Here is a 13,763-nt window from a genome sequence, read left to right on the forward strand (position 1 = left end):
CCCCCCCCCCCCCCCCCCCCCCCCCCCCCCCCCCCCCCCCCCCCCCCCCCCCCCCCCCCCCCCCCCCCCCCCCCCCCCCCCCCCCCCCCCCCCCCGGTGGTGCTACCGGGTCAGGGCCCGGCGGTGGTGTCGAGATCCACTCCGCTGGCGAGCGCCGCGATCTGGGTGTCGGTCGCGACTCCGCCGAAGACCCACACGTCGTCGATCACACCGGGCCAGTACTCGCCCCAGGTGGACGTGCCGGTCTTGAGGCGGCCCAGTTGCAGGCCCTTGGTCGCGTCGAACGGCAGCACCGAGGAGTTCCACGACACCGACTCTTTGCACGCCGGGTCGTCGGGGTTGCCGTCGTCGTCACCGTCGGAGCAGAGCGACTGCTGCATCTGGCCGTTGATATACAAGCGCATCTGACCGGCCATCAGGTCGTAGACCACGGCGATGTGATCCCACGCGCCGTTGTCCTGGAAGCTGGTGTCGGAGGCGGTCGAGACGACGGCGCCGGTGCCGTCCGCGTTGGACGTCTGCAACTGCCAGGCGCCCGCGTGGGCCGGGTCGGCGGAGTCGGGTACGTAACGCACCGCGAAACCACTGGTGTTCGTACCGGCCATGCTCAGCACCGTCACCGGTTTCGTCGGCCGCGCCGCGGTGGAGACCCACGCGCCCACCGTGAAGCTGCTGTTGGTGTGGATCGGTGACGTGGTGGTCGACGCGTAGCCGGTGGCCGTGCCGTTGAGCACCAACGACCCGGTGCCGACCATGCTGTTGGCGCCCGTGGCGTCGATCTGCGCGCCGCCGCCGAGGGTCAGCGGGTGCTGGTCGGCCGCGGTGGTCAGCGAGTCGGGCGAGACCTGGGGAGTGCCGGACGCGCTGTCCAGCTTCCAACGCCCCTCGACCACGAGCTGGTTGTGGTACATCGACTCGGCTTCCGGCGCCGACAGGGCCCGGTCGTAGAACCGCACGTCGTCGATCTGACCGGGGAAGAAGCTGCTCGGTGCGCCGTCGTACGACCCGGCGCCGATCTGGACGGGTCCCTTGCCGTAGAAGGGCGCGGCGAATTTCGTCGTGGCCACCCAGAGGCCGTTGACGTACAGCCGCATGTCGTCGGTGTTCGCGTCGTACGAGCCGAGGAGGTGGGTCCAGACACCGGCCGGTGAATGGGTGGTGTCACCCTGGGAGGCCCGCACGATCGTGGCGCTGTCGGAGTCGGCGCTGTAGGCGTCGAAGGACCACCCGTAGGTCGCGGAGTAGTACAGCTCGAAGCCCGGCCGGTAGGTGCTGGTCTGGGTGGCGATGATCGCCGCGTGGTCGGGTTTGGCGGACAGTTTCGCCCAGCCGACCACGGAGAAGCTGCGCTGGTTGTTGACCTGCGGGGAGCGGGTGGACGCGTAGCCGCTGCTGCCGTTGAGGGTCAGCGACTTGTCCTGCGCGCCCGCGCTTCCCGCGGTGACCCCGCCGTGCAGGACCGCAGGGTCCACGTCGGCCTGGCCGTGCACCACCGTGGTGGGGTTGCCGTCGTCCTGCGCGGCCGGTTCGTCCAGCGGGAAGACCGCGCTGGCCGGGCGGCCGGCCCCGAGCTGCTCCCCCTTGTACAGGTGCGCCACGTCGGCGGCCACCAGGGGCTTGTCGTAGATCCGGACGTCGTCGACCGTGCCGGGGAAGAAGCTCCCCGGGGAGCCGGAGTAGCTCCCCGCGCCGATCTGGAGACCGCGCCGCGCGTCCCACGCGGTGGTGTAGCTCGTGGTCCCCATCAGGGTCCCGTTGACGTACAGCGACAGGGTGTGGGCCGTCCCGTCGTACGTGCCGAGCAGGTGGTACCACTGTCCGGCCGTGACGCCGCCCGCCGTGGCGGACATCGCGCGGACCGGGGTGGCGGTGGCCGAGTCGGAGCTGTACTGGTTGAACACCCACCGGTCGTAGCCCTGTGAGTAGTACAGCTCGAAGCCCGGCGCGTTGTTGCCCGGCTGCGCGGCGACGACCGCCGCGGCGGTCGGCATCTGGTCGAGCTTCACCCAGGCGGCGACCGTCATGCCCTGGTCGGTGTGGACGGCCGGGATGTCGGACTGGAGGTAGGAGTCGGTGCCGTTGAAGTCGACGGCGGTGCCGGACTTGCCGGGCGCGCCGAGGGTCGGCGAGCCGACCACGTTCAGGGTGCGGTCACCGGCGGAGCCGGCCGCCTGAGTGGCGCCCGCGTCGTCGTCGAGTTGCCACTGGGCGCGGGCGGGCTGGCCCTCCTTGACCCGGAACTCGTACACCTCCGGCTCACTGCCGTTGCCCGCGCTGTCGAATGCCTGCACGTTCAGGAAGTTGGTGCCCGCGCGGGTCGGCCGGAAGGTCACCGACTTCGCCGCGCCGCCGGAGGTGGCCACGGTGTGGGCCGTGTCGCACACCGCGTCGGCGTTGACGCCGTAGCAGTACTTCACGACGTCGGTGGAGGCCGAGCGGAAGGTGAAGTCGCCGTCCCGGCCGACACCGTCGTACGTCGGGTCGTTCGGGTTGTTGTCGTCGACGGCCGGGTAGTCGCCCGAGGTGATCACGGGGCCCGCCGGCACGGTGGTGTCGTACACCCAGTAGCAGTTGGTCGCGGAACCCGCGGACGACCACGGGGAGTAGCTGTAGTACTTGCCCTGGTCGTAGTCGACCGCGCGGGCCTGCCAGGCGATCGTCTTGTTCTTCGGGACGGTCTTGCCGCCGAGCGTCGCGGTGAGCTTCGTGGAGAAGGTCGAGCCGGACTTCTTCGGGCCGATCTTCGCCGAAGTCCACTGCGTGACCAGGCCCTTGCCGTCACCGGCGTCCCACGCGACGGAGAACTGCACGCTCACCTGGTCGCCGTCGGGGTCGGTGACATCGCTCGCGCTGATCGTCGGCAGGGTGCGGATCCGCACCGACGTGGACGGGCTGTGGCAGGAGGCGCCGGGGCTCATCGACAGGTGGGACATGGGGATCTGCTTGGGCGGCTGGTTGTAGTGGACCCGCAGATACGCCTTGTTGGTGAAGCGCTTCCAGCCGTACGGGTCGGACTCGTTGGCCTTCAGACCGAAGGTGGTGGTCCCGGAGTTGTGGGCCGCCGCGTACTTCACGCCGGTGGTGGCGTTGAACTCGACGTCGGAGGCCGCACAACCGGAGCTGCCGTGCGCCTCGGTCTGGGTGTCGATGTGGTCGAGCCAGTGGTCGGCCGAGGAGTTCCAGGTCGTGCCCTTGGTGAAGCCGCTCGTGCGCCACAGCTCGATCGGCTTGGCGGTGCACGACGCCGACCACGTCTCGTGCGCGACGAAGGTGGCGTCCAGGATCGTCTTGCCCGCGAACTTCGACGTCGGGAAGGAGTAGAAGAGCCGCTTGACGTCCCTGGGCGCGCAGTAGGTCCAGTCGCAGTCGCCCACACCCGCGTCGTCGTCGCCGTTGAAGCGGTACTGCGGGCTGGAGGCCCAGTAGCGCGAGACCATCGTCCAGTCCCCCGCCCTGGGGGTGTACGTCTGCGGGTCGATGTACAGCGGGAACGAGGTGTCCGCGCCGGTCAGCAGCGCGTGGTCGGGCGTCAGCGTCAGCGAGCCGGACACGTCGGAGGTGTCGACGGCGACGGCGATCGGCGCCATCTGGGAGGTACCGGTCGGGCCCTGCGCCGGGTCCTCCGGGCTGCCGTCCTCGGCGGTCGCGGCCTTGGCGCCCTTGGCGGCGCTGGTGGTCCTGGCGCTCTTGGTTCCGGCCGCCGGGGTGTTCGTCCCCTGCGTGCCGGAGTCCCACATGATCGGCTGCGGCGCCGCGAAGACCTCGCCGCCGGTCGTGGTGTCGGTGGCGGTCAGACCGCCGTCGGCGGTGCGCGCCACGTCGAGGCCGTCGGTCACCACCCCGAAGGTGAGCTGCGTGAGCGCCGGATTCCGCGCCGCCGCGGCGGTGTTGACCACCAGCAGCTCGTGGAAACCGTCGGTGTCCGCGCGCACCCGGAGGTCGACGTCCGGCAGGACGTTCTTGTACGTGGCGGTGTCGCCGTCGAGCGTCGGCGCGGGCAGCGCCGACGGCCAGGTGTACGACAGTTTCCGCCCGGCCCTGTCCAGGGTCACCAGCGGCGCGGAGCCGCCGCCCGACAGCTCCATGCCGACCGACGCGACTGCGGGTGCGACGCGGCCGTCGGGCCGCCGCACCAGAGTGTTGTCGATCGTCTTCCACTCGCCGCCGACGCGGGCCCGGACCGGACGCAGGTGCTGGTCCGTCTCCAGGCTGCCGTCCGGCAGCGCGTACGTCTCGTTGGACTCCGTCCGCAGCGACGTGATCTCCACGCTCTGCCCGGCCTCGGCCGCCTCGGCGACCGCCGCGTCCCGCGTGAGCGCCGTGCGGTGCGACGCACCGGTGTCGGCCTTCACCGGCTTCGAGGACTGTGCCGCCTTCGAGGACAGTGCCGGCTTCGAGGACTGTGTCGCCTTCGACATCGATGTCGACGTCGGCTCCGCGCCCGGAGTCGGTCCCGCGGCGACCGCGATCGCCGCCGCGGGACCCACCGCGACGACCAGAGCGGACGCGAGCGTCACTATCAGCCCACGAGACGCACGCACACGTCTGACCCCACCCAAATCCATAATCCCCCCATGAGACGCGCCGCCTTGTAGGCGTCTGTTAACAGTGCGCGAACAATCGAGAACCGTAGATCAACGCCTTCACGACAGCAACACACTTCTCTCGAATATTCGCCCGCCCCCAGCGTTTCGTGACGTTCCGTCAATGTCCGTCGAATATTTCGCGTAGGCGCAGGTAGCGGACGGATGCCCGCGTCTGTGTGAATTCCGCTTAGCCGCTGGTGAGAGCCGCTGCCCGGCTTTGTCCTGCCGTGCTCGCACAACGGCCCTATGCGCCGTCTCGGCGTTATCGGCACCGTCGGTGAGCGCCGCGACGCGGCCCGGACAGACGGCGGGCGGCGGACGTGCGGGCGGTCGGACGTTCCGACAGGCGGGTGTTCGGACGGGCGTCGGTGACGGTCAGTGACGGGGAGGAGCGAGGGTGGTGCCGGCGGCGATCGAGCAGGGGACGAGGAGGCTGTCGGCGCGGCGGCCGGGGTCGTCGAGCATCGCGATGAGCTGGTCCACGGCGGTCCGGCCGATCCGGACGCGCGGGATCTCCAGCGACACCCACCGGCCTTCCGGCTGCTCGGGCGCGCCTTCGAGCACGGCGACGGACAGGTCGTCCGGCACCCGCAGGCCGCGCTCGGCCAGCTTCGTCCGCAGCGTCTCGGCGAGCCGTACGCTCTCGGCGACGACGGCCGTCTCGGGTCCCGTGACCAGGTGGTCGAGCCACGCGTCGGACAGGCCGGTCTCGCCGCGGAAGCCGGGTGACCCGTCGGTGAGGCCGAGTTCGCGGACGGCCCGCGCGTAGCCCTCCCGGCGGTCGGTGTACGGCTCCATCTCCAGGGGCTCGCGCAGATAGCCGATGCTGCGGTGCCCGAGCGCGGCGAGCTTCTCCACGATGCCCGCCGCCGCGGTCTCGTAGTCGGGGATGACGCACGGGATCTCGGCGCCGGGCACCTCGCGGCGGCCGATGTGGACGAACGGGTAGCCCTCGTACCAGAGCCTGGCCAGTTCGCCGCGGTCGGTGGACACGCCGAGGAGCACGCTGCCGTCGGCCAGGCCCAGCCGGTTGGTGCCGTCCCGGTAGATGTTGCGACGGCCCCCGTCGCCGCTGCCGGTGGAGGTGAACAGCACCAGGTCGTAGCCGGTCTCCTCCGCCCGTTCCTCGATGCCCTGGAGGAATTCGAAGTAGAAGTCCTCGCGGGCGTGCGGGAAGACGGCCTCGAAGGTGTGCACCCCGAGGAGGTTGGTGCGCTTGTTGCGCATCGCGCGGGCGGCCGGGTTGGCGACGTACCCCAGTTCCCTGACCGCGTCGAAGACCCGCTTGCGGGTCTCCTCGGGGATCCGGGCGCGGACGGCGTCGCCGCTGATCACTCGGGAGACCGCCGACTGGGAGACCCCGGCGAGACGGGCCACGTCGGCCTGGTTGGGGGCGCGGTCGCGGCGGCGGGCGGTCACGGTGTGCTCTCCTGTCGCAGGGGGCTGTCCTTGTGCGTCACCGGCTCGCGCCGGGCCGGGCCGGTCTCCTGGCGGCGGTGCTCGGTTGCCGCGTGCGCTGTCCCGGCGGGTCCGCCCGCCCGGCCCGGTCCGGAGCCGGTTCGCGCGGGCGCGGCGCGGCGTTCCAGGGGGCGACGGGGGCGGAAGGCGCGGCGGGCACGACGGGGGCGGCAGGCGCGGCAGGCGCGGCGGGCGCGGCACAGCGGCTTCAGCGAGCCGAGCGGGTCCGGGAAGATGAGCTGCACGTCAGCATGGTAGGCGCGGGCCGCCCGTCCGGTGCCGCGCATCGGCAGGATCCCGCCGCGGGCGGTCGGCCGGAAGCGGGCCCGTCGTGCTGCCGCGGCCGGACTGGCCGACGACGGCCGTCCGCACCGACCGGGCGCGGGGCCGCGCTCGCGTCCTCCACGGGGTGCACGGCCCCCGGTGCGCCGGGCGCATCGGTACGGCGGCCCGACGGATCTCGCCTGCCGGTGGACCGCGGGCTCGACACGTCGGCCTCGCTGCTCGGCTGTCCGTCGAGCGTCAGGGCCCGGCGGCCTTCCGGTGTCCCGGCCGGTCTTGATACGGAGAGCGCGTCAGCACCGCGTGCGGGACGTTTCCGCGAGCACATGGTCCGTGGCCGTCCCGGCGACCGCCGGCCGTTATCGCGGGTCGGCCTCCGCCAGGAACTCCCGCTGTGCTGCCCGCAGTCGGGCGTCCTCCTCGGCGGCGGCCGGGTACTCGACATGGCCCGCCGTCAGGACGAACAGCTCCTTCGGGCCGCCCAGGGCGTTGTGCACGGCGAATTGTCCGGGCGGCGGCACCGCGGGGTCGAACAGGGCCGCGCCGACGTGGACGGGGACGCGGACGCGGGTGGCGGCGACGGCCGCGTCGAAGTAGCCGAGCACTTCGGTGACTTCGGGGTGCCGGGCGTAGTGGGCGCGGACCGCCTCGCCGCTGCCCGTGCAGGGCAGGGTCAGCCGCAGCGGATGGTTGCCGAAGCTGGGCACGGTCAGCAGCCCGTGGTGGAAACGGTCGTCCCAGGGCAGCGCCAGGGCGCCGATCCCGCCGCCGAAACTGCCTCCCACCAGGGCGAGTTGGCGCGCCGCTCCCGGTACCAGAGCGAGCAGCGCGGAGGCCGCGCACCAGGTGTCGGCGACGCATCCGCCGTGCACATAGGTCTCGCGCGAGGCGATGCCGTGCACGACGTGTTCGGCCGCGGTCGCCGGAATCTCCGGGTCGAGGCTGCGCGTGGCCATTCCGCGGGCGCACGGCCAGATCGCGGCGGTGCCGGGCGGGGGCAGCGTCACATCGACGGCGTCCCTGCCGCCGTAGCCGTGCAGGACGACCATGCCGTGCGTGACGTGTCCGTCGGCGGGCAGCGTCAGCCAGCCGCCCACGCGGAAACCCCCGACCGAGGTGTACGACACCGCGTGGACGCGTACGCCGTCCCGCTCCTCCTCCAGCGCTCCCACCCGCGGCGCGGTGTCGACCGCCAGCGCCTTGGCGTACGCGCCCTGCCAGAAGTCGCCGAAGTCGGCGGGCGCCTCCGGGGTGCCGACCTGGAGCAGCCGGTCCAGGTCGTATCCGTACGTCGGGTCGAACGGGAAGTCGTGGGTCTCGATGGCCTCGGCCGTCACGGGTGCGGGTTCCTCTCGTCGGTCGTTCCGCCCGGCGCCGGAAGGCCCGGCGGGGGCGGCGAATGCGCTGTCGGCGGCCGGACGAGCCGTGGCCGCTTCTCGATCCTCTCGATCGCGCCGCGTCCGGGTCGAATCCGGCGGCGGCCGCCGTTCACCGTCCCGGCCCGCCGGTGAGGCCCGGTACGGTTGCCGACGGCCATGCTAGCGAGTGGCGTTCTCGCAGGTCACGGCCGGGGCCTGCGTTCCGGTGCACGCGTGCCGCGCCCACTGCGCCGCCGGTCCCGGCAGGCGGGCTCGCCACGCCCGTGGCATCACGTGATCCGGATCCGGCCACTCCCGAAACCTACCCTCGGAGGCATGCTGACTGTCGAACTCGCCTTCACCGCCACCTCCGAACGCCTCGCGGCCCGCCCCGCGCACCGCGCGATCCTCCAGCGCCTCCATGACGAGGGCCGCCTCGTCGCCGCGGGACCCTGGGCGGACGACACGGGCGCGCTTCTCGTCTTCTCCGCCGACCGCGACGAACTGGACCGGATCATGGCCGCGGACGCGTACTACCGGACGCCCGGAGTCACCGTGACCGCCGTCCACGAGTGGGCTCCGGTGGTCGGGCGGGACCGTCTGACCGACGGCTGATCCGGTGCCTCGGAGGTGGACCATGACCGTCTTGGTCTCGGTGCAGGTGTCGAGAACACTCCCCCGTGGAGAACGAGTCGGCCCACGGCCGGTTCGTCGGCCGTGGGCCTCGATCGCCTCGGCGACCTGAAGCAGGATTCCGCCGCGTGGCCACCGCGAGGACTGACGATCAGTCAACTCACCGGTGTGGTAAGCGACTTACGCCGAGCGGCGGCGGCCTGCGGCGGGGTGTCGGTCAGGAGCGGGCGAGGAGTTCGAGGGTGTCGATGACGCGGTTGGAGAAGCCCCATTCGTTGTCGTACCAGGCGACGACCTTGACGTGCTTGCCGTCGACGCGGGTGAGGGCGGAGTCGAAGATCGACGAGGCGGGGCGGCCGGTGATGTCGCTGGAGACCAGGGGCTTGTCGGTGTATTCGAGGACGCCCTTGAGGGGGCCGTCGGCGGCGGCGCGGTAGGCGGCGAGCACCTCGTCGCGGGTGACCTCGCGGGCGACGGTGGTGTTCAGCTCCACGATCGAGCCGACCGGGACCGGGACACGGATGGAGTCGCCGGACAGCTTCCCGTCGAGGTTGGGCAGTACGCGGCCGATGGCCTTGGCGGCGCCGGTCGTGGTGGGGACGATGTTGACCCCGGCGGCGCGGGCGCGGCGCAGGTCGCGGTGCGGGCCGTCCTGGAGGTTCTGCTCCTGGGTGTAGGCGTGCACGGTGGTCATGAAGCCGTGCTCGATACCGGCCAGGTCGTCCAGGACGGCGGCGAGCGGGGCCAGCGCGTTGGTGGTGCACGAGGCGTTCGAGACGATCACGTGCGCGGCGGGGTCGTAGTCCTCGGTGTTGACGCCGTACGCGAGCGTCACGTCGGCGCCGTCCGAGGGGGCGCTGACCAGGACGCGCTTGGCACCGGCGCGGATGTGGGCGCGGGCGGCGTCCGCCGAGGTGAAGCGGCCGGTGGACTCCAGCACGATCTCGACGCCCAGCTCGGCCCACGGCAGCTTCTCGGGCTCGCGCTCGGCGAGCACCTTGATGCGGCGGCCGTCGACCACCAGGTCGGTCCCGTCGACCTCGACGGAGGCGTCGAGGCGGCCGAGCGTGCTGTCGAACTCGAGCAGGTGGGCCAGCGCCTCGGGCGCGGTCAGGTCGTTGACGGCGACCACTTCGAGGTCGGTGTCGCGGGCGAGCAGGGCGCGGAGGGTGTTGCGACCGATACGGCCGAATCCGTTGACGGCGATGCGGGTCATGAGAAGGGCTCCTTTCGTTACGTCTTCCATGGTCGGCAACCGCGCGCCGAGCCGACAGTGGCCCGAATGACAGCGCCCGCAAGGATCTCGCCAGCCCGGTCGTGACGCCGCGAGCGGCCCGCCATCGACTCGCCTCAGGTCCAGCGGCTCCGTACCGCTTCAGCCCTCACGGCTCCGGCCAGTAAAGGCTCAGGCCGGGAAGCACCAGCCCGGAAAGCTCCCATCCGGAAAGGCTCGGACCGAGACCCCTCAGGCCGAGAACGTGTGCCGGTACTCCGTCGGCGACGTGCCGAGAATCCGCTGGAAGTGCAGGCGCAGATTGGCGCCCGTGCCGAGCCCGACCCGGTCGGCGATCTGCTCCACGCCCAGGTCGGTGCGTTCCAGCAGCTCACGGGCCAGGTCCACGCGCGCCCGCAGCACCCACTGCATCGGCGTGTACCCGGTGTCCTGCACGAACCGCCGCGAGAAGGTCCGCGCCGAGACCCGCGCGTGGCGGGCCAGCTCCTCCAGCGTCAGCGGCTCCGCGAGGTGCGCCAGCACCCACTCCCGCGTGCTCGCGAAGACGTCGCCGAGCGGTTCCGGCACGCTCCGGGGCACGTACTGCGCCTGTCCCCCGCTGCGGTACGGCGCCGCGACCAGCCGTCTCGCCACGTGGTTGGAGAGTCCCACTCCGTGGTCACGCCGCACCAGGTGCAGGCACATGTCGATACCGGAGGCCGCGCCCGCCGAGGTGAGCACGTCGCCCTCGTCCACGAACAGCACGTTCTCGTCCACCCGCACCAGCGGATGCCGGGTGGCCAGTGCCTTCGTGTAGTGCCAGTGCGTCGTCGCCCGCTTCCCGTCGAGCAGGCCGGTCGCCGCCAGCGCGAAGGCCCCCGTCGAGATCGCGGCGAGGCGCGTACCCCGCCCGTGGGCCGCCGTGAGCGCGCTGACGACCGCCGCCGGAGGCTCCGTGGTCGCGGGCTCGCGGTAGCCGGGGATGAAGATGGTGTCGGCGTGCTCGACCGCGTCGAGCCCCTCGGCCACGTGGTACGAGAGGCCGTCACCGCCGGTCACGAGTCCTGGCGCGGCCCCGCACACCCGCACCTCGTACGGCATGCTCGGCCGGTTCGAGAACACCTGCGCGGGGATGCCGACATCGAGCGGCTTCGCACCCTCCAGTACGAGCACGGCGACGCGGTGCCGCTTCCGGCTCATCAGCTCTCCTCCGGTCGCTCCGGTCACTGCGGTCGCTCCGGTCACTGCGGTGTCTGCGGTGACTGCGGTGTCTGCTGCGGTGACTCCACGCGCCTCGCGGCCGGACACGGGTACCCACCGGGGCGTCGGTGGCCGCGATGGCACCTACCGCAAGCATCCTGCCACCCGGAGGCGTGCGCCTGTCGCCGCCCGCTCCCGTACGGGCGGCGTACGCCTGTCCGCGCCCGCTCCCGTACGGGCGGACGTCGGCCCGCGTGACGGCGAGGTCAGCGCCGTACGGCCCGCGCCAGCGCCTCCTCCGCCTGAACGGCCAGTACGGCGACCAGGTCGGCGGCCTGCGGGACGTTGTGGACGAGGTCGACGGCCTCCCCCGCCCACACCGGGAGCGAGGGCACCGCGCCGCGCGCCACATCAGCCTGGTACTCCTGCCGCGCCTGCGGGTCGGCGGCCAGCTCCGCCTCCCGGCCGCGCCAGCGGTCCAGGTAGGGGTGGCCGAGCGTACGAGCGGTGTACGCCGTCGGCCACCGGGAGCCGCGGGCGATGTCCAGGACGCTGTTGCGCTCGGTGTCCTCCCCGCTCCCGCCGACGATCGCCTCGACGGCCGAGGGCTCGGCCCCGGCCTCGGCCGTCGCCTGGAAGCGGGTTCCGATGAGCGCACCGGCCGCGCCCAGCGCCAGCGCGGCGGCCACACCGCGGCCGTCGCCGATCCCACCGGCCGCGAGCACCGGCACCGGAGCCGCGAGGTCGACCACGACCGGCACGAAGGGCAGCGTGGACCTGCCGTGGCGCGCGCCGTGTCCGCCGCTCTCGGTGCCCTGCGCCACGATGACGTCGGCCCCGACGTCCAGCGCCCGCCGGGCCTCCTCCAGGTCGGTGACCTGGACGATCAGCGGCACGCCCGCCGCACGGACGCGTGCCGCCAAGGGCGCCGGGTCCCCGAAGGACAGCATCACCGCGGCGGGACCGTACTCCAGTGCCTGCTCGACGGCGCCGGCCTCGGCCGCCCAGCTCAGGAACCCGACTCCCCACGGCCTGCCGCACTCGGCCGCCACCGGCAGCTCGCGGGCCAGCCACTCCCGGTCGCCGCTGCCGCCGCCGAGCAGTCCGAGGCCGCCGCCGCGCGACACGGCCGCCGCCAGCGCGCCACCGGCGGAACCGCCCATCGGTGCCAGCGCGATCGGGTGCCGCACACCGAACATCTCCGTGAACGCCGTCGCCAAAGTCATGCGCTCCATCATGGCCCCGGCCGGGTCCGCGACGCGTGATCCCCCTCAGCGCGGCGGGAGTTGATCGTAGGTCCTGAACGTGTAGTACGCGCTCAGCCGCATCGCGTTGCCGGTGGCGGCGGGAAGTCCGAGGCGGTTGTCGACGAGGCGGTCGAGGGGGCCGCAGCCGGTGGCGCCGGGGACCGTGAAGGCGGTGTCGTAGGCGTCGAACGCGATGACCGGCGGGTCCTGCGAGACGACGCGGGAGCCGCCAGAGCGCACCAGCCGCAGCTCGACCGGGGTGTCGCCGCCGCCGATGACGCAGCCGTGCGGCAGCAGGGGGCTGAGGGCGCGGAAGCGCAGGGTGAACAGGCCCAGACGGTCGCCGACGGAGAAGAAGTCGGACCGGCCGCCGTACTCCGGTCGCAGGGACAGCCGGAGCAGCGGGTCGCGGTCGGCGCCGGGGATGCCGGTGAGGCCGCCGGGGACGCGGTCGGGGGCGCTGCGCAGGGCGCCCCAGACCTGGCCGTCGGCGCCGTCGGGCAGCGGGCCCTCGGCGTGGGTGAGGGTCATCGGCGCCAGCTCGGGGATCGTACGGCTGCCGAGCGTCAACGACCCGGTGGCGGTGAGGACTTCGCACTTCCAGAGCGTGGCGTCGACCCCGGCGGGGAGGGCCGGGCAGTCGCTGAAGTCGGACGAGTACGGGGGCGGGGCGGGCGCGTCGGTGGCCGCGGACGAGGCTGCGGACAGGGCCGCGGGGTCGACTGCGGGGTCGGCGCTCGCGGTGCCCGTGACCGTGGCGGCCAGGGCGGCGGCGAGGGCCAGGCCCATGGCTCCGCGGCGGACGGTCGAACGGCGCGTGTCGGTGGTGGATCGCATGGCTGTCAGCCTGCCGTCGCGCACGGCGGTGCGGCCTTGGGGATGCCCCTTGCCGTACCCCGAACGGCCCCTGACGTGGTGTCAGGGACGTGACCCTCAGGTGCGCCCCCGAGAGCGGGAGGCGCCGACGCGAGCCGCCCCCGGAACTGTCGCCGACCGCCTTCCAATAAACTTGCCGCTCCGGCAATCTTGCCATCACGGCAATATTTATCTACCGTCGTAGCCATGACACAGGACGAAGCCGCCGCCCGCCTCGGCCTGCGGGAGCGCAAGAAGCGGGAGACGCGTGTCGCGCTGAGCCAGGCCACGATCCGGCTGTGCGTCCAGCGCGGCTGGGACGACGTCACCGTGGAGGACATCGCCGCCGCGGCGAACGTGTCCGTGCGCACCTTCCGCAACTACTTCTCCGGCAAGGCCGAGGCCATCGCCGCCAGCCACCTGGAGCGGATGCGACGCGTCGCCGACGAACTGCGCGCGCGACCGGCCGACGAGCCGCTGTGGGAGTCGGTGGCACATGCCGTGGAGGGCCAGTTCGCGCCGAAGGGCGGTCCTGAGCAGGGCTCGTCCGAGGACCGGCGGCGCTGGACGGACGGCGTGCGGCTGATGCTCGCGGAACCGGCCCTGCACGGCGAGATCGTCAAGGCGAACGCCGCCGCGCAGGAGGAGCTGGCCAGGGCCGTCGCCGAGCGAACCGGCACCGACGTCGCCCGCGATGTGTATCCCAAGCTGGTCGCCGCGGTGGTCGGCGCGGGCAGCGCCGTGGCCGTCGAGCACTCCCTGACCGCGGATCCGCCCGTGTCGCTCGCCGCGGTCCTGCGCGAGACGTTCGACGGGATCGTCGCGGGCCTGCCCGCTCCCTGATCCGCCCGCGCCGTAGGTGAGTTGACCCGGTCGGCCGCCGGGTCGCTCCGGCCTGCCCTCATACGGCGCTCCCCCTTTCCCTTCTTCC

At 72.8% G+C, this 13,763-nt stretch carries 10 protein-coding genes; 2 read left to right on the forward strand and 8 right to left on the reverse strand.

All coding sequences use genetic code 11. The features are described from left to right. Positions 1 to 110: 110 nt before the first annotated feature. The 4 genes from ACZ4EF_RS32735 to ACZ4EF_RS32750 form a co-directional block, all read right to left on the reverse strand. Positions 111 to 4,541 (reverse strand): LamG-like jellyroll fold domain-containing protein, encoded by a 4,431-nt coding sequence (locus tag ACZ4EF_RS32735; protein ID WP_467507756.1) that lies wholly within the window; start codon positions 4,539 to 4,541, stop codon positions 111 to 113. Between the two features lie 420 nt (positions 4,542 to 4,961). Continuing rightward, positions 4,962 to 6,005: a LacI family DNA-binding transcriptional regulator gene (locus ACZ4EF_RS32740; protein WP_467507758.1), complete on the reverse strand. Its 1,044-nt coding sequence runs from the start codon at positions 6,003 to 6,005 to the stop codon at positions 4,962 to 4,964. Beyond that, a complete protein-coding gene (locus ACZ4EF_RS32745; protein ID WP_467507760.1) occupies positions 6,002 to 6,289 on the reverse strand; it encodes a hypothetical protein in 288 nt (95 codons plus the stop codon). Before ACZ4EF_RS32745 ends, ACZ4EF_RS32740 begins: the two co-directional genes overlap by 4 nt. Positions 6,290 to 6,685: 396 nt before the next feature. Next, a complete protein-coding gene (locus ACZ4EF_RS32750) occupies positions 6,686 to 7,663 on the reverse strand; it encodes an acetylxylan esterase (RefSeq protein ID WP_391045373.1) in 978 nt (325 codons plus the stop codon). 357 nt (positions 7,664 to 8,020) lie between these two features. Here ACZ4EF_RS32750 and ACZ4EF_RS32755 point away from each other — a divergent pair, with 357 nt between their 5' ends. Further along, complete coding sequence (locus ACZ4EF_RS32755) at positions 8,021 to 8,299, forward strand: YciI family protein (protein ID WP_391045375.1); 279 nt, start codon at positions 8,021 to 8,023, stop codon at positions 8,297 to 8,299. Between the two features lie 235 nt (positions 8,300 to 8,534). Here ACZ4EF_RS32755 and gap read toward each other — a convergent pair whose 3' ends face one another. From gap to ACZ4EF_RS32775, 4 genes are all read right to left on the reverse strand, one after another. Further along, positions 8,535 to 9,533, reverse strand: a complete 999-nt coding sequence (gene gap / locus ACZ4EF_RS32760) for a type I glyceraldehyde-3-phosphate dehydrogenase (protein WP_355345609.1) — start codon at positions 9,531 to 9,533, stop codon at positions 8,535 to 8,537. Between the two features lie 249 nt (positions 9,534 to 9,782). Next, on the reverse strand, positions 9,783 to 10,730 hold the full coding sequence (locus tag ACZ4EF_RS32765) for a GlxA family transcriptional regulator (protein ID WP_391045381.1): 948 nt from the start codon (positions 10,728 to 10,730) through the stop codon (positions 9,783 to 9,785). Between the two features lie 266 nt (positions 10,731 to 10,996). Continuing rightward, the gene (locus ACZ4EF_RS32770; RefSeq protein WP_355345615.1) at positions 10,997 to 11,956 is read right to left on the reverse strand and encodes an NAD(P)H-dependent flavin oxidoreductase; all 960 of its coding nucleotides are present in this window, start codon (positions 11,954 to 11,956) and stop codon (positions 10,997 to 10,999) included. 45 nt (positions 11,957 to 12,001) lie between these two features. Beyond that, positions 12,002 to 12,814: a hypothetical protein gene (locus tag ACZ4EF_RS32775; RefSeq protein ID WP_467507763.1), complete on the reverse strand. Its 813-nt coding sequence runs from the start codon at positions 12,812 to 12,814 to the stop codon at positions 12,002 to 12,004. A gap of 225 nt (positions 12,815 to 13,039) precedes the next feature. On the opposite strand from ACZ4EF_RS32775, the gene ACZ4EF_RS32780 reads away from it, so the two are divergent. Then, on the forward strand, positions 13,040 to 13,675 hold the full coding sequence (locus ACZ4EF_RS32780; RefSeq protein WP_467507765.1) for an acyl-CoA-like ligand-binding transcription factor: 636 nt from the start codon (positions 13,040 to 13,042) through the stop codon (positions 13,673 to 13,675). Positions 13,676 to 13,763: the final 88 nt, after the last annotated feature.

It is taken from the genome of Streptomyces sp. NPDC025721 (assembly GCF_055558595.1).